The organism is Acetatifactor aquisgranensis, from assembly GCF_943193215.1.
Classification (GTDB): domain Bacteria; phylum Bacillota; class Clostridia; order Lachnospirales; family Lachnospiraceae; genus Acetatifactor; species Acetatifactor aquisgranensis.
Genome location: NZ_CALPDH010000004.1, coordinates 80,815 through 104,463 on the forward strand (window position 1 = coordinate 80,815; position 23,649 = coordinate 104,463).

24 protein-coding genes are annotated in these 23,649 nt (G+C 53.5%); 17 read left to right on the forward strand and 7 right to left on the reverse strand.

Features of this window, described 5'->3' with window-relative positions:
• The first annotated feature begins 122 nt into the window (after window positions 1–122).
• The gene (locus NFS35_RS04790; RefSeq protein ID WP_251206007.1) at window positions 123–2,039 is read left to right on the forward strand and encodes a LysM peptidoglycan-binding domain-containing protein; all 1,917 of its coding nucleotides are present in this window, start codon (window positions 123–125) and stop codon (window positions 2,037–2,039) included.
• 184 nt (window positions 2,040–2,223) lie between these two features.
• Here the strand turns inward: NFS35_RS04790 and NFS35_RS04795 are convergent, their stop codons facing one another.
• On the reverse strand, window positions 2,224–3,099 hold the full coding sequence (locus NFS35_RS04795) for an aldose 1-epimerase family protein (protein WP_251206008.1): 876 nt from the start codon (window positions 3,097–3,099) through the stop codon (window positions 2,224–2,226).
• 740 nt (window positions 3,100–3,839) lie between these two features.
• Here NFS35_RS04795 and NFS35_RS04800 point away from each other — a divergent pair.
• Both NFS35_RS04800 and NFS35_RS04805 read left to right on the forward strand, forming a co-directional pair.
• Entirely contained in the window at window positions 3,840–4,223 is a 384-nt protein-coding gene (locus tag NFS35_RS04800) for a BlaI/MecI/CopY family transcriptional regulator (RefSeq protein WP_251206009.1), read from the forward strand.
• Between the two features lie 3 nt (window positions 4,224–4,226).
• Window positions 4,227–4,439: a hypothetical protein gene (locus NFS35_RS04805; RefSeq protein WP_251206010.1), complete on the forward strand. Its 213-nt coding sequence runs from the start codon at window positions 4,227–4,229 to the stop codon at window positions 4,437–4,439.
• Between the two features lie 82 nt (window positions 4,440–4,521).
• Here the strand turns inward: NFS35_RS04805 and NFS35_RS04810 are convergent, their stop codons facing one another.
• The gene (locus NFS35_RS04810) at window positions 4,522–4,686 is read right to left on the reverse strand and encodes a helix-turn-helix transcriptional regulator (protein WP_330640023.1); all 165 of its coding nucleotides are present in this window, start codon (window positions 4,684–4,686) and stop codon (window positions 4,522–4,524) included.
• Between the two features lie 123 nt (window positions 4,687–4,809).
• On the reverse strand, window positions 4,810–5,004 hold the full coding sequence (locus NFS35_RS04815; RefSeq protein WP_251206011.1) for a hypothetical protein: 195 nt from the start codon (window positions 5,002–5,004) through the stop codon (window positions 4,810–4,812).
• 153 nt (window positions 5,005–5,157) lie between these two features.
• Between NFS35_RS04815 and NFS35_RS04820 the strand changes: the two genes are divergently transcribed.
• The 5 genes from NFS35_RS04820 to NFS35_RS04840 all read left to right on the forward strand — a co-directional run bounded on the left by NFS35_RS04820 (window position 5,158) and on the right by NFS35_RS04840 (window position 9,099).
• Window positions 5,158–5,532: a GntR family transcriptional regulator gene (locus NFS35_RS04820; RefSeq protein ID WP_251206012.1), complete on the forward strand. Its 375-nt coding sequence runs from the start codon at window positions 5,158–5,160 to the stop codon at window positions 5,530–5,532.
• A gap of 237 nt (window positions 5,533–5,769) precedes the next feature.
• A complete protein-coding gene (locus NFS35_RS04825) occupies window positions 5,770–6,765 on the forward strand; it encodes an ATP-binding cassette domain-containing protein (RefSeq protein WP_251206013.1) in 996 nt (331 codons plus the stop codon).
• 113 nt (window positions 6,766–6,878) lie between these two features.
• On the forward strand, window positions 6,879–7,577 hold the full coding sequence (locus NFS35_RS04830) for a hypothetical protein (RefSeq protein ID WP_251206014.1): 699 nt from the start codon (window positions 6,879–6,881) through the stop codon (window positions 7,575–7,577).
• Entirely contained in the window at window positions 7,567–8,244 is a 678-nt protein-coding gene (locus NFS35_RS04835; RefSeq protein WP_251206015.1) for a hypothetical protein, read from the forward strand. The genes NFS35_RS04830 and NFS35_RS04835 overlap by 11 nt, the downstream gene beginning before the upstream one ends.
• A 402-nt stretch (window positions 8,245–8,646) precedes the next feature.
• On the forward strand, window positions 8,647–9,099 hold the full coding sequence (locus tag NFS35_RS04840; RefSeq protein ID WP_251206016.1) for an Hsp20/alpha crystallin family protein: 453 nt from the start codon (window positions 8,647–8,649) through the stop codon (window positions 9,097–9,099).
• A gap of 528 nt (window positions 9,100–9,627) precedes the next feature.
• On the opposite strand, the gene NFS35_RS04845 is transcribed toward NFS35_RS04840, so the two are convergent.
• The 4 genes from NFS35_RS04845 to NFS35_RS04855 form a co-directional block, all read right to left on the reverse strand.
• Window positions 9,628–10,545, reverse strand: coding sequence for a GGDEF domain-containing response regulator (locus tag NFS35_RS04845; protein ID WP_251206017.1), 918 nt, complete (start codon window positions 10,543–10,545; stop codon window positions 9,628–9,630).
• Between the two features lie 43 nt (window positions 10,546–10,588).
• Window positions 10,589–12,568 carry a hypothetical protein gene (locus NFS35_RS04850; protein WP_251206018.1) on the reverse strand — a complete coding sequence of 660 codons (1,980 nt, stop codon included), beginning with the start codon at window positions 12,566–12,568 and terminating at the stop codon, window positions 10,589–10,591.
• Window positions 12,569–12,764: 196 nt separating this feature from the next.
• The gene (locus tag NFS35_RS29860; protein WP_408629626.1) at window positions 12,765–12,950 is read right to left on the reverse strand and encodes a helix-turn-helix transcriptional regulator; all 186 of its coding nucleotides are present in this window, start codon (window positions 12,948–12,950) and stop codon (window positions 12,765–12,767) included.
• Complete coding sequence (locus NFS35_RS04855; RefSeq protein WP_251206019.1) at window positions 12,878–13,576, reverse strand: hypothetical protein; 699 nt, start codon at window positions 13,574–13,576, stop codon at window positions 12,878–12,880. The genes NFS35_RS29860 and NFS35_RS04855 overlap by 73 nt, the downstream gene beginning before the upstream one ends.
• 210 nt (window positions 13,577–13,786) lie before the next feature.
• Here NFS35_RS04855 and NFS35_RS04860 point away from each other — a divergent pair, with 210 nt between their 5' ends.
• The 9 genes from NFS35_RS04860 (at window position 13,787) to NFS35_RS04900 (ending at window position 23,531) form a co-directional block, all read left to right on the forward strand.
• Window positions 13,787–15,346 carry a glycoside hydrolase family 2 protein gene (locus NFS35_RS04860; protein ID WP_251206020.1) on the forward strand — a complete coding sequence of 520 codons (1,560 nt, stop codon included), beginning with the start codon at window positions 13,787–13,789 and terminating at the stop codon, window positions 15,344–15,346.
• Between the two features lie 154 nt (window positions 15,347–15,500).
• The gene (locus tag NFS35_RS04865) at window positions 15,501–16,112 is read left to right on the forward strand and encodes a TetR/AcrR family transcriptional regulator (RefSeq protein WP_251206021.1); all 612 of its coding nucleotides are present in this window, start codon (window positions 15,501–15,503) and stop codon (window positions 16,110–16,112) included.
• A 55-nt stretch (window positions 16,113–16,167) separates the two neighbouring features.
• Window positions 16,168–17,034, forward strand: a complete 867-nt coding sequence (locus tag NFS35_RS04870; RefSeq protein ID WP_251206022.1) for an ABC transporter ATP-binding protein — start codon at window positions 16,168–16,170, stop codon at window positions 17,032–17,034.
• A gap of 151 nt (window positions 17,035–17,185) precedes the next feature.
• Window positions 17,186–17,971, forward strand: coding sequence for an ABC transporter permease subunit (locus NFS35_RS04875; protein ID WP_251206023.1), 786 nt, complete (start codon window positions 17,186–17,188; stop codon window positions 17,969–17,971).
• Window positions 17,972–18,287: 316 nt separating this feature from the next.
• Entirely contained in the window at window positions 18,288–18,965 is a 678-nt protein-coding gene (locus tag NFS35_RS04880) for a DUF1961 family protein (RefSeq protein ID WP_251206024.1), read from the forward strand.
• Window positions 18,966–19,048: 83 nt separating this feature from the next.
• Window positions 19,049–19,924: a hypothetical protein gene (locus NFS35_RS04885; RefSeq protein ID WP_251206025.1), complete on the forward strand. Its 876-nt coding sequence runs from the start codon at window positions 19,049–19,051 to the stop codon at window positions 19,922–19,924.
• Window positions 19,815–21,371, forward strand: a complete 1,557-nt coding sequence (locus tag NFS35_RS04890; RefSeq protein WP_251206026.1) for a helix-turn-helix domain-containing protein — start codon at window positions 19,815–19,817, stop codon at window positions 21,369–21,371. Before NFS35_RS04885 ends, NFS35_RS04890 begins: the two co-directional genes overlap by 110 nt.
• A 259-nt stretch (window positions 21,372–21,630) precedes the next feature.
• Window positions 21,631–22,602 carry an ABC transporter permease gene (locus NFS35_RS04895; protein WP_251206027.1) on the forward strand — a complete coding sequence of 324 codons (972 nt, stop codon included), beginning with the start codon at window positions 21,631–21,633 and terminating at the stop codon, window positions 22,600–22,602.
• A 17-nt stretch (window positions 22,603–22,619) separates the two neighbouring features.
• The gene (locus NFS35_RS04900) at window positions 22,620–23,531 is read left to right on the forward strand and encodes a carbohydrate ABC transporter permease (protein WP_251206028.1); all 912 of its coding nucleotides are present in this window, start codon (window positions 22,620–22,622) and stop codon (window positions 23,529–23,531) included.
• Window positions 23,532–23,649: the final 118 nt, after the last annotated feature.

Here is a 23,649-nt window from a genome sequence, read left to right on the forward strand (position 1 = left end):
GCGCATTCTGTATGCCGCGAAAATCCGGACGGAAAACAGTGCAAGGGGGGGAACATCTGTAACAATCGGCAGGCTGCCGTCATATGCTAACTATGATCAGGAACTAGGAGAATGCTGACGATATGGCGATTGGATACTTGACCATACAGGCGCGGACCGCCCATGAGGCCGTTCCGCTGCAGGGAGTGGATATCAGGATACTGGACGATCAGGGGAACAGCCTTTACCATCTGTTCACGGACGAGAACGGGGAGACCCAGACGGTGCCTCTGGAGACGCTGGATAAGCGTTTTTCCCAAAATGAGAATTTTACAGGCCTGCCCTATATAGCCGTAAACGTGCTGGCTCAGAAAGCGGGATTTGACAGCCTCTATGTGTCCGCCATCCCCATTTATGATGGGGAGCGGGCCGTGCTGCCTATGGTGCTTCTGCCCATGCAGCAGACCCGGCGCCGCCCGGAGCAGATGAAGATTTTCGTGGGCAAGCCCGCCGTGGCCATGCAGGAAGCGCGGAACCAGGAGGGCCCGGCCAGCATCGCAGGGAGTGCCGCGGGGGCACAGGGAGAGGAAAACGGCGCGGAAGGAACCGCGGGAGAGGGAACGGAAGATGCCGGAGGGAGGGTGTTGCGCCAGGTGGTGATACCGAACCCCATTACGGTGCATCTGGGCGCTCCCGGCGCCAATGCCTCCAATGTACAGGTGTCTTTCCCGGATTATGTGAAGAATGTGGCCAGCAGCGAAATCTATCCTACCTGGCCCGACGCGGCATTGCGGGCAAATATTTATGCCATTATTACGTTTGCTTTGAATCGGATTTACACAGAATGGTACAGGAGCCGCGGATATAATTTCGACATCACCAGCAGCACGGCTTATGACCAGAATTTCGTGTATGGCCGGGCTATCTATGAATCCATCAGCAGGATTGTGGATCAGATTTTTAATGAATATGTGCGCAGACCGGGACAGATTGCGCCTTATTTCACGTCCTTCTGCAACGGCACCACCGCCACCTGCCAGGGGATGTCCCAGTGGGGCACGGTGACATTGGCCAATCAGGGCCTTGCGCCTCTGCAGATTCTGCGCTCCTATTATCCGAAAGATGTGGAGATTGCCCGGACCGATATTGTCACGGGGGCGGTGACCTCCTATCCCGGGACGGCTCTGCGGGAGGGGAGCACGGGGCTTGACGTGCAGACGATTCAGACCTACCTGAATCGAATCCGGCGCAATTATCCGGCTATTCCTGCCATCACGGATCCGGAGGGGACTTTCGGCAGCAGCACTAAGGCCGCTGTGACCAAGTTCCAGAGCATCTTCGGGCTGGCAGCGGACGGCATCGTGGGAAAAGCCACCTGGTACAAGATTTCCAGCCTGTACAGCGCGGTGGCCAGGCTGGCGGAGCTGAACAGCGAGGGCAATACCTTAGGAATAGGGACGGTTCCGCCCAGCGCGGTCCTGCGCCAGGGCTCGCGAGGACAGGATGTCATCACGCTGCAGTATCTGCTGGATGTGATGTCCGAGTATTACCCTACGGTTCCGGCTCCGGCCCAGGACGGCATCTTCGGCAGCGGCACCAGGCAGTCAGTGATAGCATTCCAGCGGGCCGTGGGGCTTACGCCGGATGGAATAGTGGGGCAGGCTACCTGGAGAAAGCTCTATGATGTGTACAGAGGGATAGGAGACAATGTGCCGGGAACGGGGGGCGGCACCCAGCAGCCCGGCGGAGGCGGCACAGGTGTGCAGGAGTACACTGTCCGGGCCGGGGACAGTCTCTGGTTGATTGCCCGGAGATACGGCACCACGGTGGAGGCCATCAAGAGCCTGAACGGCCTCACCAGCGACCTGATTAATGTGGGGCAGGTGCTGAAGCTCCCCGCGGGGAGTACCGAGGGCTCCTGGGAATATACGGTTCGTGCCGGAGACACGCTGTGGCTGATTTCCAGAAGATTCGGAACTACGGTAGACGCCATCAAGGGCCTGAACGGCCTGACCAGCGATGTGCTGAATATCGGCCAGGTGCTGCGGATTCCCGGATGACAGGCGCAGGACTGCGGAACCAGGGCATTTTCGCATGGATTGCTGTGCCGTTATGCAAAATACTAAAAGGGAACTGCCGCAGACTATTTTGGATGCGGCAGCTCCCTGCATGAATTGTTACCGGTTTTCAATTTCTTCGGGCAGAATGTCCCGCAGCGCTGCTATAGGGAAATTTATTGCCCTGCTAGACTTCGATGGTATAAGAGGCTTTCCAGACCTCGCCGGGCGCAATCTCATTTCCCCACCTGCGCTCCTCCAGCGTCCCCGTGAAGTCCTCGCCGTCACATCTGCCGTGCCAGGGCTCTATGCACACGAAAGGGGCGATTTTGCCCGAGGGCGACCACACGCCGAACAGGGGGGCGTCCATGGTGACCTTTACATAGCTGCTCTTATCCGGCCTGCAGAGGGATACGGTGTCCGTCTGGCTGCCCTCAATGACTAATGCGTCGTGGTCAAACAGGTGATCCGTGAGAGGGAGCTTTCCCTCCTCCAGACGGTAGAGGTCCTTTTTGTCCAAAGCCAGCCCGTTTTCGCTGATTCCGGTGCTGAGCACCTGGTCTGCCTTGCCGAAATCCAGGAAATATTCGCTGCGGGCCGCGCCCTCTTCGATAGGACAGTTGAAAGCCGGATGTCCGCCGATGGAAAAGGGAAGAGTTTCCGCGCCGGGGTTCTCCACCTGCCACAGGACAGTGGTTTTGCTCCCCTGGATGCGGTATCCCAGCTTCAGGAAGAATTCATAGGGATATTTTTCCAGGGTCTTCTCATTGGAGCGCAGCCCGAACCAGATTTCATCCCCGGTCTGAGAGAGCAGAGAGAACTCCATATCCCTGGCGAAGCCGTGCTGGGTCATGGAATAGGTCCTGCCCTTGGTGCGGTATTCCTTGTTTTTGGTGCTGCCTACGAAAGGGAACAGGATCGGCGAGGTCCGGTTCCAGTATCTGCCGTCTGCGCACCACATGTACTCGGTTCCGGAGTCTTTCCTCTTCAGGGATTTCAGCTCCGCACCGCGGCTGTCCACAGAGATAGAGATGGCTTCATTTTCTAATTGGTAAATAGACATTGTGCCCTCCTTTTGCTATGTTTAAGATGCTTATACTTTTTCCTGAGTATTATCATAAGATAGAGCATTGCGCTTTGTCAAGGAGCAGGATAATATCATAGGGAAATTCAAGGTCTACCTGGTCTTATATTGCCGCATAAAGCGACATCTGGCTTGTATCTGACTTTATTTGAGATTTCCTTTCTTTGCTATTGTGTTCGGGTTATGCTCATTTTGATATCTCCTGGTTACTAAAACAATTAGAACGTCACGCTGGGGAAGCTTTTTTATGTTGACAAAACGAAAAAAGAAATATATAATTCAAACGTGCTACAAATGTAACACGAAGAAAATAAAAAGATTCCCCTTTCGATTGCCATATTTGAAGACAAAAAGAATAATCTTGCAGTGCTTGGCGGTGAAATCACGAATGCCTATATTTTTGTCATAGGTCAGGAAGAAAGTCCGGATTCTGAAATGCTGAGTGAAATAAAGGCTCTTGCGGCCAAAGAGCTCGGAGTGGACATCCAAAATATCTGCCTGGAGTATATATAGATTTCGAATCATTGGCCTGCCCTGATTGAAAAAGGAGGCAGCACAGGAGGGATAGGCTTCATCATCCAGGCGGATGCTGACTGTACATTAAGCGATTCATCGGATTTAAAGTAGATTTATGATTATTTCTTCCCATTTGAAAAGATTTACTTAATCTTTCCTAAAACTATATTTTCAGAGGAATATCAAATCCATGGAGGATAACAATGCGTGCATTAACCGTTAAGATTTCTGACGCTGAACTTGAGGTAATGAGAATACTTTGGCGGGAGAAACAGGCTGTATCGTTCAGCGATATTCGTGCAGAGCTAAGCGATAAAACAGGCTGGGAGAAATCCACAATCGCAACGCTTTTAAGAAGGCTGCAGAAAAAGGGCGCTATTTCGATTCAGGAGAAAGAGATTCGTTATTATGTGCCGAATATAACAAAAGAAGATTATATCACGCTCAAGAAAAGGAGCCTGATAGATAAACTTTACGATGGGAGCGCAAAGAATTTTGTTGCGGCTCTCTGCCGAAGTGGAGAACTCACGGAAACGGACATTGATGAATTAAAGGAGTATTTCCGAATGGGAGACAAGGATAAATGACGATTGAAGATGAAAGCAGAAGAACTTACTGACGACAGATTCGTTAATAACCTTGACGAATACATGTTGCAGTTAAATGATGGGATGATTGCTCCGTATGCCCCGACTGTAGAAGAGTATGAGTCTGCAATCTCATTGTATGGTACAGTTTCGGATCCGTCTAAGAAATGCAGTAATATTTTCGGGCATAAATGGGGTATTGGGGTAACTGGGTAGAACTTGAGACAATACACCACATAACAGTGCTTGCCATTCCTTGTTCTGCCTATATATTTTTTCTTTTACAAAAATTCTCGCTTCATAAAACAATATAAAAAGCGTTGCGATTAAGAACCTCAGGTATTCCTTTGCCTGTTTCCCATTTCGTAATAGCTTGTCTTGATACATTTAATTTTTCAGCAAGCTGTTCTTGTGAAAGGGATGCATGTTGTCGCATGGCTTTAATTTTTTCTCCTAAACTCATATGTTAGTCCTCCTTTTTGTTTTTGCAGGCTCATCATAGCAGTTTTATGAGGGATTCACAGTTTTTTGGTTCGGAATAGTGTGGTGCCGGCGGTCTGTCTCTTGTTTTCGGTTGCTTGCTTCTTTACCGTACATGAGCATTCTCTCCTGAACCGCAGCAGGCTTTGCTCGTTGACCTGCGCAGCCTCTCCCTTGCCGGGGACGGCACCCCGTCTACACTGCCGCCAGGGAACGCCCGCCCGTATACAAGGACGGCTTCACCATAGGCGACGACGGTGTCCCCATATGCCGGGAGGGACATGCCATGGGGCCTTGCCAAAGGCCTCCCGACTAAAAGACGCCCATTGAATTTTTGAACCGAGATGACAAAAGTTATAAAATTATTATTTGATAGAATGATTTATTTCCTGTTGACAAATAACTGATTATGGTGTATATATAACATATAAACAGATGAAAGGTTGGTGTGACTGTGAAATTATTGCAGAATTCCGGTGTGCCCATATACCAGCAGATTGCCGAACAGCTGAAGACGGATATCCTGGCAGGCAAGCTAAAGGAGGGAGATTACCTCCCGTCTATCCGGGGACTGGCGAAAGACCTGAAGATCAGCGTCATCACTACCATGAAAGCCTATGAGCTGCTGGAGGCGGAGGGGCTGGTGACGGCTGCCCAGGGGAAAGGCTTCTATGTCAATGCCCAGGACAACGAGATGTTGAAAGAGCAGCATCTGCGCCGGGTGGAGGAAGCGCTGCAGGAGGCGATTCAGGCAGCGGAGATAGCGGGGATGACAGACGAAGAGCTGCAAGGGACACTGCAGGCATTATTGCGCATGAAAGAAAACTGAGGTGAGCGGGATATGCTGAAAACCCCATGGCGAAAGTGAGGGTGGATTCTGCCTGAAACTTCAGCGTAGCAGCATGGCAGTAGAAAGCTGATATGCGATTATTTTAGAGGCAAATGGATAAATAGTGCCCGAAGAGACGTATTAATGAATATTTTTATGCGAAAATAAAAGAAATTGAAAAACAGTTCATACAGTGCCGCGACAGGGAAAAGAGGCACGGACAAAAAGGAGAAAAATATGAGCGGAAGTAAAATAGACACAGAACCAAAAGGAATAATGAAAGAGGAGCATTTCATGAAAGAAAAGCATTCCATGGAAATGGCCGGGGAAAGCGTGCTGCGGGCGCAGAACCTGCGGAAGAAATACAAGGGTTTTGAACTGTCCATACCGCAGCTTACGCTGCCCAAGGGCTTCGCCACCGCCCTGATAGGAGAGAACGGAGCGGGCAAGACTACGCTCCTCAATATCCTCACAGGCATCCGACTGAACTTCAGAGGAGAGATCACCTACTTCGACAGGCCTGGGAAAGGAATCGATGAAAGCGTCCAGGAAAAAATCGGCTATACCGGCCCGGGCAGCTACTTTCTTCCCCAGTGGACTGTCCGCCAGGTGGAGGAAATCAGCGGACTGCTCTTTGACAATTTCCACAAGGACAGATTCCGCCGGCTCTGCGGGGATCTGGGCATAGGCGGGGAACCCGGCGGCAGCTTCGGCAGCCTGCCCTACGGCTCCAAGGAAGTGAAGAAACTGTCCGACGGCAATCGGATGAAGCTGATGCTGGCGGCTGTGCTGGCCAGGGACACGGAGCTATTGATTTTGGATGAACCGGCATCCCCCTTAGATCCCCTGATGCGGGATAAGCTCTGCGACATGATTCGGGAATACCTGGAACAGGGGAACGGAGAGCGCTCAGTGTTCTTCTCCACCCACAATGTGGCCGACATGGAGAACGTGACAGACTACTGTCTCATCATGGAGCACGGCAATATCGTGGAACAGGGCTTCGTGGAGGAACTGAAAGAAAAGTACATCTGCGTGAAAGGGGAGGCGTCTGACGCGGAGCGGGCCGGGGAAGCGCTGTTCTCCATAAGCAGGAGCGCCTATGGGTTTGAGGGAATCTGCCTGGCCGAGAACCTGGAACGGCTTGTAGGGATGGATGTGGCTTTCGAGACGCCCAGCCTGTCCCAGATCTGCGTGGCCGTGATGAAAGCCAATACGAGCCTCAAGCTGTGAGCGGACTGACGATTGGAAATAAGCGAAAAAGAAAATAATGGGGAAAGCTGGACAGAGAAAGTAGAAGAAAGTAAGAGAAAGTAAGAGAAAGTAAGAAAGGGATGTTTGGTTCCATGGGAAAAAGAGTGAAAAGTTATATCGTATTTACGTCTTTCGCATATCGTATTGTCATATATCTGCTGATTCCGGCGGCATTGGTGGCATTCTGTGCCTGGATAGGGACATACATGGGAGATATGGGCCTGATATTCACGGTGATGCTCCTTGCATTGGCGGAGATTATTTCCGACAGCTGGCTGTTCGGAGGGCTCCAGGCCAGGGATGCGGAGAAAATGGACTATCTGAAGTCGTCAGGCCGAGGGCTGTCTCTCGTGCGCAATGCCCTGGGGCTGGATCTGTTCCGGAAATTCCTCACTGCCTTGTGTACTGTTGCGGCGTCCTATCTCCTCATCAGGCAGGTAAAAGGGGGACTGGCGGGGAGGCCTGAGCCGATTATGGATTTCGTCAGCTGCGGCGGGCCCTTACAGAGGATTGGGTTATTGGCGTATCTGGTATTGCTGGCCTATTGTTTTTCGGCGCTGGGGACATTTCTGTCCAGATATAACAGCACGATTTACGGGAATCTGCTGCTGGGATATGGGGCCATGGCGCTGGCGTGCCTGGCGGGCATTTTCGGGCCGTCCTTTGTGAAGTATCCCTCCAATGGGATTTTCCTGCTGGACCTGCTGTGTCTGGCGGTGGGGATTGGAGTCAGCGTCCTGACGGTGCGGACCGCCATGAAGAAAGTAAAAGGAGGATTTTATGATGAATGATTTCAGGAGAGGATGGAAACTGATGCGCTATACCTATGGCATCAGGAGCAACTGTATCCAGGCGGGCGTCTTTCTGCTGATGGGCATTGTGTTCATGTTTACAGAGGGAGACGGATATTTCGGGATGATGGGCGGATTTTTCTGGATTACCATCACCATATTGCCCGTGCAGCTGATTTTCACCCTGGGGGTGGCGGATCTGGTGAATGTCTCGCCCATGAGAAAGAAGATGCAGACGATTTTTCCTGTGGCAGTCAATCTGATCTGCATGACAGTGGTATACCTGGCGGAACTGGCGATATGCGCCGTCCGGCTCTGTGTGAGCCCGGAAAAGGCTGAACAAGTGGGCCGCAGCGTGATTCTTCTGGCGGTCATGATGGCGCTGGTCATGGTCTATCTGGGAGTCTGCTACAAATATTTTGTGGTGTCCACCCTGTTCATCGTTCCGACCATGATACTCTGGATGCAGATGCAGAGTCCCGCAAAAAACCAGGCATTCGTAAATTTCCTTTTCAGGTACCGGGAGCTGCCGTTCGGGATGGCGGCAGCCATAGGATTCGGAATCCTCATAGTGGGAGCGCTGGCAGAGTATCTGCTCACCCGGCTGTTCTACAGGGCGCCGCTCTCCAGGGTGGCCCAGGCAGCGCCTCTGCGGAAAGCGCTGTGAGATATCTCCATAATTGATTGCCGGCTGATATGCCGGGATGGTTCCCGGAATCTGTATCGGCATGCCGGAACGCGCCGCCGTCAGGCGGCGCTGTGCTGCTACAGGCAGAATGCCGCATACAAAGGAATGGCCCATACCGCTTCATCCGCTCATTTCCTTTTTGTTTGACCAATTAAGACACATAGATTAGAACATTTCGGGCATCCTTATTTTATCAATCCTTTATGAATAGTTCACAGAATTGTTAGCACTCCGACTTGACGAGTGCTAAAATATGTGTTATAGTACAGATAGAACAAAGGAAGAGAAGAAAAAAGCGAAACCAATCGAATCCGGCGTTCGGGAAGCAGTACTTTAAACTTTGTATAAATATAGTTCAAATGCAGAAAGGAGATATGACTTATGATGATGCCCAGTATTTTCAGAGACAATTTGTTTGATAACTTTATGGAGGATTTCGCGTTTCCTAGATTTTCGGATATCGACAGGACGCTGTATGGAAAGAACGCCCGGAATCTGATGAAGACGGACGTGAAAGAGACAGAGAACGGGTACGAGGTGGACATTGACCTGCCGGGCTTCCGGAAAGAGGAAATCCAAATGGAGCTGACAAACGGCAACCTTACTGTCAGCGCCGCCAAGGCCCTGAACAACGACCAGCAGAACGAGAAAGGGAACTATGTAAGGCGCGAGCGCTACGTGGGGAGCATGAGCCGCAGCTTCTATGTAGGGGAGCATGTGACGGAGGAGGATATCCATCCCAAGTACGAGAACGGCATCCTGACATTCCGCATCCCCAAGGAAGAGGAAAAGGTAATCGAGGAGAAGAAGCGCTATATCGCCATCGAGGGATGACGCTTCATCACAGGACGGGAGGACGCCCCGCAGGCTATGCTTGCGGGGCGTTTTGGCGCTTGATTCTTTTTTTGGCTGAATTTGCAGAATAATCATGCGATATCACATATTATCAGAGAATATAGAGGCGAAAGGGCTATAAAGACACATTAAAACAAATATGAGAAAATAAATTTCTAAAAATAATCAAAAAATATAAAAATAGTATTGACAAATAGAAAGGCGTGACGTATAATAAAGACACAATAAAGAGAGGGAAAACAAAATCTTCCATTAAAAATTTAATAAGCATCAAAGGTTTCAGACAGAGTGGATGTGCAGTACACGAAAAAGTAACGGATTGCTGAAGCGGAATTTGCCAGAGCGTTACAGTGCATTGAGTACAGGAGAAGCGTGGAAAGCACAATGGGTGAAATGGAAGAAAAGAGAACTGAAAAACTGAATAAGGAGGTATGGTCCATTGGATGAGGAGTTCTGAGAGGGCGTATTGATTGAAATGGAATCGATACGCCCTCTCGCTGTGATTTTTTATTTCTCCCGCCATTCCGTCTTGCCGCTGTCGGACCATACCACCATGTTCCGGCCGTTGTTTTTGGCCTTGTACAGCATATTGTCCGCGACTTTCAGATACTCGTCATAGGAATCCCCGTCTTTCGGGAGCAGCGTGACGCCGCCGATGCTGATGGTGACCCAGGGGGAGACGGAAGGATCGTGGGGGATGTGCAGATCCTCCACCGCCTGCCGGATGGTCTTTAAGAATTCAAAAGCCGATTTGGCATCGTTTCCGATCATGATCGCCACGAATTCCTCTCCGCCGTAACGGCCGAAGAAGTCCGTGGAGCGCTGCAGGAAAGAAGACGCCGTCTTAGCCACGGAGGCTATGACTTTGTCGCCTGCCGGATGGCCGAAAGTGTCGTTGTATATCTTGAATTTATCGATGTCGAACATGCAGACGGAAAAGGTCAGGCCCAGACGCACGGCCTCGCGCCATTTCAGGATGCTGTCGTCCTCGTACCGCCTGCGGTTCGCCACGCCGGTGAGCTGGTCCACGGTGGCCTGCCGCATGAACTGCATCTGGTAGTGGTGGAGTTTGATATGGATATTTGCCCTGGCCCGGACCGTGATGGGGCTGAAAGGCTTGGTGATGTAATCCACCGCGCCGAGAGTGAGCCCCTTTTCCTCATGCTGGACATCAGCCAGGCCGCTGACCAGAATCACGGGCGTGTACTTGGTCAGGATTGTCTCCTGCAGCTTTTTGAGCAAAGTGAACCCGTCCACATCCGGCATGATGATGTCCAGGAAAATCAGGGAAAAGGCTTCGGCCTTTGCCTTGCGGAACCCCTCATCGCCTTTCAGGCATATGGTGACGTCATATCCTGTGCCAAGAATGGATTTCAGATATTCAGCCTGTGCCAGACTGTCTTCGATAATCAATATTTTATCCATATATGTCTGTCCTCCGTCTGTTTCTGCTATCGGATAGTGAAATTTAATTCGCTTTTTGGTTCATATGCTGACGGTGCACGGTTTCCGTAATGTTCTGCGCCACGTATACCGCTGTCTTGGGACGGTCATTTTCTCCGATTTCCGCCAGCACTACGGTGGCGCACACCCACTGGAAATCCTCGGGACTGTCCGCAGTTTCCTGGGACAGCGTCCGGAAAGTGGTCGACACACAGGGCTGCCACCAGCGCAGGTTCTCCGTCAGGTTCGGCATATTCATGACTTTCAGGTAATCCTCCCGGTCATCCGGATGGATGAAATTCTCGGCGTAGACCTGGAGCGCGGCGGTACAGTTTACCTCGCTTCCCAGAACGTCTCCGGCCTTGCCCAGTTTCGTGACGGCGCGGAAAGTATCCTTTTCCACATCTATGTAGTAGGTGGAGAAGAAGAGGCTGCTTAAGCTGCTGATGATATAGGCGCGGTCCTGCATGGTCCTTGCCCTTTCGTCCTCCCGGCTCTTTTCGGCGCTAATATCATGTCCCAGGATATTGACCACCACCCGGCCGTTCTGACGGCTGTAAATGATATGCTGCTCAAGCCAGCGGGGAGGATTTTCCCTGGTGCGGCTCTGGCAGATTTCCTCGGCATAATTTTCCGTGGCTGCAGCTTTTTCACGCAAGTGTTCCAGAGATAACAGGCTGGAGTAATTGATTGCGTCCTTGGGGTGCAGCTGGGGAATGAGCTGCTGTGTATAATAGCTGTAATCGCCCACCATGGTGTCCTGCGATCCGGAAGAATCGTTCAGGAAAATGCGTTCACACTGGCCGTTTTCCAGGTTGACTGTGGTCATCACGGTAAAGCGGGACTTCAGGATCGCCGCAATCTGCATATCGTGCTGGTTGTGGGCCAGTTCCCTGCGTATCTGTTCGTCCATGTTCTCCAGGGCCAGGACTATCTGGCCGCATGTGCCCCGGTCTCCCTGTAAATGGGCTGTCACGGAAATGTAGCGATAGGCACCGCCGATTTCCCACTGGCAGAGGAGCTCCGATTCCGGAGCGCCGGCTTCCATGGCCTGTATGAGGCCGGCGCTGGAAAATTTCGTCTGGAAAGCCTCGCGGTACGCGGGATGGAGCCTTTCCATAATCCGGGTATGCATAAAAGAGTCCCATAGAGGCAGCTCGGAAAGCGGTTCCGTGGGAATGCGTCCCTCCACCCGAATGGGCTCAACGGTGCCCGCATCCGGATTGATGGCATAAATGCCGAAGCTCTGTTCGCCAATCGCCAGAAGAGCGTCCCGGCTGCGGGCATTGACTTCCTCCAATTCCAGGCCTTCCCGCATGGTATTGTGTACATCTTTGACGCAGAGCATGGCTGTTTCATTCTCTTCGCTGTAGTCAAAAGCCTGCACGATCTCCATCAGATTCCAGCGGAATTCTTCTCCGTGGAGGCGGCGGTAGATGCAGGTCAGCACGGCTTTGTCGGAGCGTATTGCGCTGCGCAGATGTTCTATATCGGTAAAGGCCTTGAAGCGTTCCACGTCTTCCGGATGAATCATTCCGCTTCCTGCCAGGTTTTCAAATTCCCTGGAAAGATTGTCTGTGCCGTGCCCGGACAGCCATGCGCCGGTATCGGCTTTCAGGACATCATAACGGTTCCGGCCGAGATCCAGACGCAGGACTTTGTAGTATGTAGAGCCTGAGGCTTCCGGGCGGGGCGTCACGCTGACTACAAAAGCGGGAATCGTATCCTGCCACAGCATCCGTGTAGCTACCATGTCCACGACTCCGCCGAAAGTGGGATTGTAACTTAAGGAATGCCCCTCCTGTCTGTCCTGGATGGTCAGCAGGGGACAATTGATGCAGGATCCTGTCCACACCTCGTGACAAATCATGCCCAGCCGCACCTCCGGTGAGGCGGTCCGGACTCTCTTATTAAAATATAACAGACTATGATTATCCTGCCGGATGACATAGATACCAGTCTCCGGCATGCTGTTCAGGATGATTTCGTAATCTTTGTCTCTCAAAGTAAATCCCCCTTAATCAGTGGTGACGGGCTATATTCTATTCGACGGCAAGGCGAGCCTTTGGCGTGCAAAAAAAAAGCCTCAGATGCAAGGCTTTGCGATGCTTATCTTTACTATATAATGATAAAGAAAAAAAGCCGGATTGTCAAGCGGAAAACGATAATCGGCACGATGGGAAGCTGCGGGGACGAGGATTCTAACGCGGAATCAGGCGGTATTCCGTGGGTGTCATGCCTGTATTCTTTTTAAAATGGGCAATAAAATGGTTCACGTTTTCGTAGCCTGCCTCATAGCTGATTTCGTGAATCTTCAGACTCGTTTCCGCCAGCAGGCTTTTGGCGGACTGTATACGGATTCTGTGCAGGTACGGCAGAGGCGGTATCGGTTGACTCTGTACTTCTCCTCGAACTCCGCCAGGGTGTGGGTTTCATAATAATGGGTCTCCAGCTCGGATTTCATGTCCGCCAGATAGGCGGGCGCTTTCTTCCCGGGGAGCATATGTCCCAGAGTCAGCCGGGAGAGCATTTCCGTCAGCAGCATATGGCAGAGGACAGGATTGGCGGCCTTTTTCTCGAACAGCGGAAGCAGCTCGCCGGACTGGGAGACGGCGGGAGGAATCCGCCAGAAAGGCGCAGTCTCCGGAAGCAGGGAGCGGAAATAGGGCCAGCCCGGGCCGTCAAAGCGGAGAATTTCATATTCTGCAGCGTTCCGCACGATGATCCGGCAGGTGAAGCGGCAGTCGAAAAGATAGAGGCCCCTCTCTGACACGGCGGCGGATTGTCCGGCGGGAAGAACGGTAAAAAGCAGGGAGCCGGATTTTAAGCGCAGAAGCCCCAGCCCCTGGCAATCCGAGACATAGTAGGAAAGGGGGCTTTCTATGGAGCCGCATTCCAGGGAAACGCGGTAAAGGAGGGAGCCGGCCACGTCTGCCTCCGGCTGGAAGGAAGTCAGGCACAGGCCCGATTGGGCCAGCAGGGACAGGCTTGGGGTATATGCTTCTGCCATCATTTTGACTTTCACCTCTACTTAAAAATTAATCCGCATTTAAGCAATATTAATTTATTATAGCTGAATTTTCAGGAAAAATATACTGGCAAATACTCTGAAAAAGTCAGACTTGCGACACACGCAATCAGGGACTCCGGGGAGATTTCTTCTTCCCTGTGGGATTTTAAGACCCTGGAAACGGCTCAGGGGGCAGCGATTTCCAGGAAGGCCATGGTACCGGAGTGCTGGGAGTGCAGTCCGGACATGCGCGGCTACCGGGGCAAGGCCCAGTACCAGCGGGACATCCGGTGCTTCGGGAATGTGCGGCTGGAGTTCAAGGGGGTAAGCCATACGGCGGAGGTCTATCTGGACGACAGGCTTGTAGCATCCCATTACAATGCCTATACGCCTTTTTCGGTTGTCCTGAGAGACATCGGCGAGGGGGAGCACCGCCTGAAGGTGGTGGTGGACAATTCCTTTGGCGAGGCCTCCGCATTGCATATGCCCAATGATTACCAGACCTATGGGGGAATCACCAGGCCGGTGGTGCTGGAGCGCCTGGGGGATGCTTACCTTTCTGGGATGCATGCGGACAGCATCTTCAAAGACGGCCAGTGGCATCTGAAAATCCGGGCGCAGGCAGAGAACCTGTCGGGGACGGCGTTTACAGGCAAAGTCACATTTTTCCTGGGGGAAAGGGAGCTGGCTTCGGTTCCGGTGCGGGCAGAGGGGAACGGCGGCGCATCCGTGGAGACCGGGGAGCTGCCCTGCGAGGAGGTGACGGCATGGTGTCCGGAGAACCCTGCCCTGTATCCCCTGACAGCGGTGCTGACGGACGCACATGAGTGGGAAATCGACGACCTGATTGACCGGATAGGATTCCGCAGGGTGGAGATTGTGGGAAAGGGGATTTACCTGAACGGCAATCGGGTGCGGATTAAGGGGTTCTGCCGCCATGAGGACCATCCCCAGTTCGGGTGCGCCATCCCCTATGCGGCCATGTACCAGGATTTGATGCTCATGAAGGAGGCAGGGGCAAATTCCGTCCGCACCTCCCATTACCCCAATGACGAGCGGTTCCTGGATCTGTGCGACGAGCTGGGCATTTTGGTCTGGGAGGAGAACCACGCCCGCGGGCTGTCGGAGGAGAACATGAGCAACCCGAATTTTGAAAGGCAGTGCGAGGACTGCATCCGGGAGATGATCACGGCCCATTACAACCACCCCAGCATCTACATCTGGGGCATCCTCAACGAGTGCGCCAGCCACACGGAATATGGGAGAGAGTGTTACCGCAGGCAGTACGAGCTGATTGGACAGCTGGATTCCACCAGGCCCCGCTCCTCCGCCAGCTGCCAGTTCAAGACGGACATCTGCTTCGGATTCCCCGAGGTGGTCTCCTATAACATATATCCCCTCTGGTACCACGACACGCCGCCCGGGGAATATCTGGACGACCTCTATGGCTGGGTGCAGAAGGAGACGGAAGGGGCGGGCAAGCCCTTCCTGATTACGGAGATCGGCGCAGGGGCAATCTACGGATACCGCACCCCCGACATGGTGAAATGGTCGGAGGAATATCAGGAGAAGGCGCTGGAGGAGCAGCTGACGGCGGTGCTCTCCAGGGAGGACATAAGCGGCGTCTATATCTGGCAGTTCTGCGACTGCAGGGTGTGCGACAGCTGGTTCGGCGGCAGGCCCCGGACCATGAACAACAAGGGAATCTGGGATGAGTACCGCAGGCCAAAGCTTTCTTTCCGGACGGTGAAGCGGATTTTTGGCAGTGTATGAGGCGGGGAGAAAGGGGCTGTCGGATCATGTTCCGACAGCCCTTTGATTCGGTCAGAATAGTCAAATAAGAAAAATGTTTTGACAATGGGGTCTTCTCAAAATCGGTCAATAGGTTTATGCTGTAATTAACCAAGCGGTCAACGGAGGTGACAGGATGAACGAGAGGTTCTTTTCCCTGCCGGAAGAGAGGCAGCAGGCCATCATCAATGCCGGATACAGGGTATTTTCCCGCAATACCTATAAGAACAGCCCCATGAGCGAGATCGCCCGGGACGCCGGCATCAGCAAGTCGCTGCTGTTCCATTACTTCCATAATAAAAAGGAGCTGTATCTGTTCCTCTGGGACAAATGCGCCGAGATTACCATCGAGCTCCTCACCAGATATGGATGCTACAGCCAGGCGGGCCTGTTCGAGAGCATGGAGCAGGGGATGCGGGCCAAGATGGAAATCGTCCGCCTCTGCCCTGACATGGCCAGCTTCACCATCAGGGCTTTCTATGAAAAGGACCCGGAGGTCAACGCCGCCGTCCAGGAGAGCTACCATCGGTATTTCAATCTGAAGGCCGATAAGGCCAGGCTGAACTTTGACCCGGAGCAGTTCATTCCGGGGCTGGACATTCCAATGATGTACCGTGAGATGTACTGGGCCTCGGAGGGGTATCTCTGGGAGATGGTGCAGCGGGGGGACGTGGACATGGAGCAGATGGAGCGGGACTTCGGGAGGCTCATTGCTTTCTGGAAGAGCGTGTATCTGCGCAAATCGTAATGCGGGCGGGCGGCTCCGCGAAAGACTTTCAAAGCGAAGAAAGGGATAGGGACATATGGACGCAATCAAAATCGAGAACCTGACGAAATATTACGGGAAGGCCCGGGGAATACGGGAGATAGACCTGACCGTGGCGGAGGGGGAGTTCTTCGGCTTCATCGGGCCAAACGGCGCGGGGAAGTCCACCACCATACGGACCTTGCTGGGACTGATTGGCCCCACATCTGGCAGAGCATACATTTATGGACTGGATATCGTAAAGCAGAACAAGGAGATTCTGGCCCGGGTGGGCTATCTGCCCTCGGAGGCGGTATTCTACTCCGGCATGCGGGTGCGGGAGGTGCTGAAGCTCTCCGCGGATCTGCGGAGAAAGGACTGCGGGGAGGAGGCGGCCAGGCTCTGCGAACGGCTGCAGCTTGACACCTCCAGGAAGGTGGAGGAGCTTTCCTTTGGCAACCGGAAGAAGGTGGGAATCGTCTGCGCCCTGCAGCATGAGCCTGCGCTGCTGATTCTGGACGAGCCCACCAGCGGCCTGGATCCGCTGATGCAGAGGGAGTTCTTCGACATCCTCAGGGAGCGGAACCGGGCAGGGGCCACGGTGTTCCTGTCCAGCCATATCCTGTCCGAAATCCAGCACAACTGCACCCGGGCGGCCATCATCCGGGAGGGCAGGGTCATCGCCTGTGACAGCGTGGAGGCCCTTTCCCGCACCACGGCCAGGCGGGTCAGCGTCCGGGGCGAGGTGTCGCTGGAGGGGCTTGAGGGCATCCGGGACAGAGAGGATTCCCCGGGGGCGGTGAACTTCCTCTACAGCGGGGACATGAACCTGCTGCTGCAGAGGCTGGCGGCGGGCAGGGTATCGGATTTGTCCGTGTCGGAGCCGGATTTGGAGGAGATATTCATGCATTATTATGAAAGCTGAGCATCCGGTGCCCGGGGGGAGCGGGCAGCTGGTGTGGGCATGGCATCGGAAGGGTAGAACAAATATACGAACAGATATAAACGAATAGATGTATTGCATGACAAAATGACAACAGACCGGTTTTAAAATATAAAAAGAAAGGCGGCAGCATATGACACTGATAAAGCATGAATTAAGACAGGGGAGGATTTCTTTCCTCATCTGGACGGCATCCGTCGGGTTCCTCCTGGCGGTGTGCGTATTCCTGTACCCGGAGATGAAGGGGCAGATGGAGGACGTGGGCGATGTGTTCTCCTCCATGGGGTCGTTCAGCGACGCTTTCGGCATGGACAGGCTGAACTTCGGGACGCTCCTGGGCTTCTATACCATCGAGTGCGGGAACGTGCTGGGGCTGGGAGGGGCTTTCTTCGCGGCCCTGTGCGGGGCCGGCATCCTCAGCAAGGAGGAGAAGGACCGGATGGCGGAATTTCTGTTGACCCATCCGGTCAGCAGGGCGCGGATTGTCACCGAGAAGCTTGTCTCGGTGTATGCCCAAATCATCGCCATGAACCTGGTCATCTACGGGATATCCCTGGGCTCCATCGCGGCCATCGGGGAGTCCGTTCCCTGGAAGGAGCTGAACCTCCTGCACCTGGCCTATTTCCTCCTGCAGGCGGAGCTGGCGGGCATCTGCTTCGGGATATCTGCCTTTGTGAGGCGGGGCAGCGCGGGGATAGGACTGGGGATAGCCGCGGGGATGTATTTCCTGAACCTGGTGGCCAATATCGCCCAGGCGGCGGAGTTCCTGAAATATGTCACGCCTTTCGGTTATGCGGAGGGCGCGGACATCATCGAGAAGGGCTGCCTGGACGGGACGCTGGTGGCTATAGGGCTGGCATTCGGGGCAATCGGCATCGGGGCGGCTTATGGGAAGTATTGCAGGAAGGATATCCGGTGAGGGAGGCTGCCCGTGAAGCAGGAGAATTTTCGCCTTTTGTATTGAGGTTTAGGGCGTTTTTAGATATACTGGAGACAGAAAGGATGCCGAATGGCAGCAGTCTTGGGATGATTTCTGGTTGACATTGGTGTCATGTTCGGCTTTGTGGCGGAGCGAGACAATGCGGTAGTCGTGGCGAATCGGCTATTTGAGATGAAGCTGTACAATCTATTCCTGTCCGAGGAGGAGATGGAGAAGCGGCCCTTCAGCGCTGAAGCTTCACAATTCGAAAAAGATATGGTAACGTAATAAGACGCACCGGGAAGGGGATAGGCTTATGGAAGGAATTTATCCTGAGAATAAGAAGCTTTTGTATGAGAATCCGTTAGCCTGCAAGGCGGATATCAAAAATTTTGTGCTGGAGGGGGATGCGCTCATCACGTTTCCGGAGGGCAGAATGCGGCTGGAGAACGCCCGCAGCGACAGGGAAGGGCAGAAGGCCAACTATGTCCTCTGGTGTCCGGATGACTTTCCCTCCGATGTGATGATTCAGTGGGACTTCGCGCCGCTTCGGGAGCCGGGGCTGTGCATGCTGTTCTTCGCCGCCAGGGGAAGGGCGGGGGAGGATCTCTTTGACGGGCGGCTGGCGCCCAGGACAGGGGAATATCCCCAGTACCATCACGGGGACATCAATGCGTTCCATGTGTCCTATTTCAGGAGGAAGGAGCCGGACGAGAGGGCCTTCCATACCTGCAACCTGCGCAAGAGCTATGGATTCCACCTGGTAGCCCAGGGAGGCGACCCCATCCCTGATGTGGCGGATGTCAGGGGAATGTACCGCATGAGCGTGGTAAAGAAAGGGGATGTGCGGTTCTACATAAACGGTCTGGAGGTGTTCTGCTTCCTGGACGATGGGGAGACCTATGGGCCGACGCTGGCGGGAGGGAAGCTGGGATTCCGCCAGCTCGCGCCCTGCGTGGCGGAGTACGCGAACCTGAGGGTGTACGGGATATAGGCCCTGGGAGTAACAGGAGGAATCGGGCCGCCGGAGGGAGGGAAGCTCCGGGAGGGCATGGTTGTGGAACAGGAGATAGCGTTTTGTGGGCGATGATAAAGGAGCGGATTGGAAAGCTTCCATATAAATATATCATATATCTGTGTATACTGGGCCTGATGGGCATCATGCTGGTGGCCTTCGCTTTGTATGTCTATCTGGATTACCGGGGACAGCGGGAGGAGGCGGGCGGGCGCGAGGCCGTCAATTCCGCGGAGCAGATGGTGGGCCAGGTGGACGAGCGGCTGGACAATTTAAAGCAGTACTACATCTCTTTCACGGATTCCGACGATTTCAGCTGGGCCCTGGAAAACGAGATGCATTATTCGGACTACAACGAGAGCAAGGCAGTGCTGGAGATCATGACAGGGAAAAAGATATTCATGGACTACATCGGCAGCTGCTTCCTGGTGAACTTCCGGACGGGGTGGGTGCTGGGCAGTACGGGCATGTTCCCCTTGAGCCAGGTGCGCAACAGCGAGGCCCTGTATGAGCTGGCGGAGCGCAGCAAAGGGGCCCTGGACAAGAATTACTGGCTGTACAATGAGGCCACGTCCATCGAAAGGGTCAAGAACTATGAATACAATGTCATGGGAGAGGGGAAGGGCCTCAGCCTCGTGATGACCTTCTCCAGCCTGATTTCCGACCCGGGCAGCGTCTTCATCGCCAATATCGACATGAATACCTGGAAGCGGTGGATTGGCCGGGCGCTGGGCGACTGCGAGGAGCTGGTGGTGCTGGACGCGTCCGGGGGGATAGTTTACGCCACGGAGGACAGTCTGGTGGAGGACTGCAGGCGGATGCAGGAGAATGGGAACGTGGAGGGGAGGAGCCGCAGGGTCAGGTCCGGGGGGGGTAGATTACATGGTATCCTCCAGACGGTCGGATGTCCTGGGCTGGGAATATTACATCTGCTATGACATGGACCGGGGGCAGTTCATCGGGATGCGGCTGTCGGGGATTCTGGTGCTTGCGATTCTGGTCATCGTCGCCACATGCTTTTTCGTGACAGCTTATACGATATACAGACCTGTGGGCAGGCTGGTGCAGGGCGTGGCCAGGGAGCAGCAGATTGCCGGAAACGAACTGGAGTTTCTGGCCAGCAGGTTCGCGGATATGAAGAATGACCGGCAGGCGCTGGAGGCGGTGATGTATCAGCAGAAAGAGAGGCTGCTGGAGCTGTTCGAGCTGCGGCTGATGCGGGGGGAGGTGCGCTCCGAGGACGAGTGGAACGAGTATTTCGACAGTCTGCACCTGAGAAAGTGCAGATGCTTCGCGGTGGCAGTGGTGGTGCTGAACCTGCGGGAGGAGAACGGGGAGCAGAGCAATGTGAACGAGGACGCTATCTGCCTGAAGCTGGTGGAGGAGCTGCCGGATGCCCTGAAAGAGATGACATGGATGCCGATTGTATACAATGCCTGCGCGATATTCGGCCTGTTCGGCGAGGACGATGAGGACGTGCTGCTGGAGCGGATTACGGATTTCTACGATGGGATGCGGGCCTTTTCGGAAGAGCGCTATGGGTACCAGATTCTGATGGGAGTCAGCGCGACGCATACCAGCCCCCGCCATATCAGGGCCGCCTACAGGGAGAGCATCAACGCCCTGACCCGGGAGATGTCCGGGGAATATAAGGTCGGCGAGGGGACGGAGGAGAGCAGGGAGGCGGAGAGAAGGGACTGCCGGTTCTTCCTGTCAAGCACCACCGTGTGCGGCAATGTGTATAGCCAGGCCTGTGAGAAGGAAATGCACAACTCCATCAAGGCCATGGACAAGGATCAGTGCTACAAGCTCATCGACGAATTCTGCCAGGAGCTGCGGGGAGAGGCTTCCAATGATAAGGCCATGGTGTACATACTGCGGATGGTGAATGCCGTCCTGCTGGCGGGTATCGATACGAAGATTGACATAGACAAGCTCTATCCCAACGGGCTGAAGCGCGTCTATGATGAGATCATAGAGATCATAGAGCCCGGCCGGGTGCGCCGCAAGCTGAAGGCCATGCTGATAGATCCGATTCTGGCGGCCAGGAGCGAGCTTCTGGCGGACAATTCCTATTCCATGCTGCAGGAGATTGAGATGCAGATCAGGGAGAGCAAGGGCAACATCACGCTGTCGGAGTGCGCCGGTGCCCTGGGGGTGCACCCCACTTATGTCTGGAAAGTGCTGAAGATGGAGAAAGGGAAATCCTTCATGGATTATGTGGAGGAGTATAAGCTGGAGGAGGCCATTCGCCTGCTGCTGCAGACGGACTTGACGGTGGCGGAAATCGCTGTCCGGCTGAACTACACCAACGCCCAGAACTTTATCCGCTTTTTCAGCAAGAGCACCGGGGTGACGCCCGGGAAGTTCAGGAAATTATATTGATTTTATGCTGGTTTTATCAGCTTTTTCGAGAAAAATAATCATTTTCTTTCCGGACGGAAAAAGTCCCGGTAAGAAAATGATTATTTTTGTTATTGAGATTATATGGAGGCAAAATGCACAAAAAACAGGGGAAAAAGAAAGTGATTATAGACATAATCGATTTCATAGGGATAAAATCACATTATAAGGCAAGGGAAAAAGGCAAAAAGCCGACAAAATGCCGAAGAGCAAAATAAGTATAGAAGAAAGGTGGATTGGTATGGCAAAAACAAAAATAAAGAAAGGGTATATCACGCTTCAGGATGGACGTACCATGCGGGTGCAGAAGATGAGCACGCCCCAGTACATGATTCAGCACAAGTGGCTGTATTTCCTTCTGCTGCCGGGGGCATTGTATTTCATCCTGTTCCGGTATGTCCCCATGGGAGGTCTGGTGATTGCTTTTAAAGAGTACAGCCCCTTCCTGGGCATGTGGGAAAGCCCATGGAGCGGATTTGACCAGTTTACGAAGTTTTTCACAGGCAATGATTTCTCCAAGCTGCTGGTGAATACCCTGGGAATCAGCCTGCTGCTGCTGGTTCTGTACTTCCCGGCCCCCATCATTCTCTCCTTATTTCTGAATGAGGTGCGGCACAGCGGATATAAGAGAGTGGTGCAGACGCTTGTCTACATACCCCACTTCGTATCGTGGGTCATCGTGGCCAGCCTGACGTATCAGCTCTTCAATGTGTCCGACGGTATCGTCAATATCATCATTAAGGGCATTACAGGCAGCTCCTGGGATGTGCTCTCCAAGAGTTCTACTTTCTGGGGGCTGATTGTAGGGCAGGATATCTGGAGAGAGACCGGTTACGGTACCATCGTATTCCTGGCGGCTCTGGCCGGTGTGGATCAGGAGCTGTACGAGGCGGCCAGGGTGGACGGCGCAGGGCGCTGGAGGCTGATGTGGCATATTACTCTGCCTGCCATCCGGGGTACCATCGTGATGATGTTCATCCTCCGGGTAGGCGGTATTCTGAATACAGGCTATGAGCAGATCTTCCTGATGAGGAATGACCTGAACGTGGCCAGGGCTGAAGTGTTCGACACCTACATCTATATGAGAGGTATCCGTCAGGGGCAGTATTCTTTCTCCGCGGCGGCAGGCATGTTCAAATCCGTAGTGGGTATGATACTGGTGGTAATCTCGGACCGTGTGGCCAAGGCCTGCGGTGAGAGCGGCATTTATTAGAAGGGAGGAGGCACACAATGGCGAAAGAGCATGTAGTAAAGGAAGGCGCCAAGGTGAGGAAGAGCACCGGCGACCGGATTGTGGATGTGATTATCTATGTGGCATTGGGACTGATTGCACTGAGTACCGTCTTGCCCTTCCTGTATGTGGTAGCCGGTTCCTTCGCAACGGAGAAGGAGCTGACGGAGAAAGCGTTTTTCATCATTCCCACACAAGTCTCCCTGAACGCTTACCAGTATGCCATCCGGACGGCGAATATATTGCGGGGGCTGAAGAATTCCATCATCCTGACCATCATGGGGACGGTGATGTGCATGCTCTTCTCCCTGAGCTTCGCATATCCCCTGTCCAAGATGCATTTCAGGGGCAGAAACTGGATTATGAATCTGGTGATCGTGACCATGCTGTTTTCCGGCGGCATGATTCCCTCCTACATGGTGATCAACGCCTACGGGCTGTATGATACCTACTGGGCGCTGGTGCTGCCGGCCCTGATCAATCCGTTCAACATGGTCATCATCAAAAAGTTTTTTACTGGGCTGCCCGTGGAACTGGACGAGGCTTCCTATATGGACGGAGCCAACGATCTGCAGATTTTTACCAGGGTGGCGCTGCCCCTGTCCAAGCCGGTGATCGCTTCCATCTCCCTGTTCTATGGCGTGGGATTCTGGAATGATTATTTCAATTCCATGATTTATCTGCAGACGGCGGAGAAGTTCCCGATTCAGATTCAGCTGCGTTCTATCATACTGCTGTCTTCTACCTTTTCGGACGCGATGATGGATTTCTATGATATGAACGGTGCGCCCCCTGACAAGGCGGTGAAGATGGCATGTACCGTTATCGCTACGGTTCCTGTCCTGTGCATCTATCCTTTCGTGCAGAAATACTTCACCAAGGGCGTGATGGTGGGAGCTGTCAAAGGCTGAATAGGCGCAGAGGGCGCGCCTATTCAGCCGGAAGAATGCCCGAAGGGCATGGGCATTCTTCCAGGTTCGGGCAATTGGACAGTTTTGGGCAATTTAATAGCTGGTTCCGACGGCGGGA

Coding starts and splice junctions, on each gene's coding strand:
- NFS35_RS04895 (WP_251206027.1), top strand. CDS start 21,631: ATGGCAAAAACAAAAATAAAGAAAGGGTATATCACGCTTCAGGATGGA.
- NFS35_RS04900 (WP_251206028.1), top strand. CDS start 22,620: ATGGCGAAAGAGCATGTAGTAAAGGAAGGCGCCAAGGTGAGGAAGAGC.
- NFS35_RS04795 (WP_251206008.1), bottom strand. CDS start 3,099: ATGTCTATTTACCAATTAGAAAATGAAGCCATCTCTATCTCTGTGGAC.
- NFS35_RS04860 (WP_251206020.1), top strand. CDS start 13,787: ATGGTACCGGAGTGCTGGGAGTGCAGTCCGGACATGCGCGGCTACCGG.
- NFS35_RS04810 (WP_330640023.1), bottom strand. CDS start 4,686: ATGAGTTTAGGAGAAAAAATTAAAGCCATGCGACAACATGCATCCCTT.
- NFS35_RS04800 (WP_251206009.1), top strand. CDS start 3,840: ATGCGTGCATTAACCGTTAAGATTTCTGACGCTGAACTTGAGGTAATG.
- NFS35_RS04870 (WP_251206022.1), top strand. CDS start 16,168: ATGGACGCAATCAAAATCGAGAACCTGACGAAATATTACGGGAAGGCC.
- NFS35_RS04855 (WP_251206019.1), bottom strand. CDS start 13,576: ATGATGGCAGAAGCATATACCCCAAGCCTGTCCCTGCTGGCCCAATCG.
- NFS35_RS04865 (WP_251206021.1), top strand. CDS start 15,501: ATGAACGAGAGGTTCTTTTCCCTGCCGGAAGAGAGGCAGCAGGCCATC.
- NFS35_RS04825 (WP_251206013.1), top strand. CDS start 5,770: ATGAGCGGAAGTAAAATAGACACAGAACCAAAAGGAATAATGAAAGAG.
- NFS35_RS04845 (WP_251206017.1), bottom strand. CDS start 10,545: ATGGATAAAATATTGATTATCGAAGACAGTCTGGCACAGGCTGAATAT.
- NFS35_RS04790 (WP_251206007.1), top strand. CDS start 123: ATGGCGATTGGATACTTGACCATACAGGCGCGGACCGCCCATGAGGCC.
- NFS35_RS04880 (WP_251206024.1), top strand. CDS start 18,288: ATGGAAGGAATTTATCCTGAGAATAAGAAGCTTTTGTATGAGAATCCG.
- NFS35_RS04875 (WP_251206023.1), top strand. CDS start 17,186: ATGACACTGATAAAGCATGAATTAAGACAGGGGAGGATTTCTTTCCTC.
- NFS35_RS04890 (WP_251206026.1), top strand. CDS start 19,815: ATGGGAACGTGGAGGGGAGGAGCCGCAGGGTCAGGTCCGGGGGGGGTA.
- NFS35_RS04830 (WP_251206014.1), top strand. CDS start 6,879: ATGGGAAAAAGAGTGAAAAGTTATATCGTATTTACGTCTTTCGCATAT.
- NFS35_RS04840 (WP_251206016.1), top strand. CDS start 8,647: ATGATGATGCCCAGTATTTTCAGAGACAATTTGTTTGATAACTTTATG.
- NFS35_RS04835 (WP_251206015.1), top strand. CDS start 7,567: ATGATGAATGATTTCAGGAGAGGATGGAAACTGATGCGCTATACCTAT.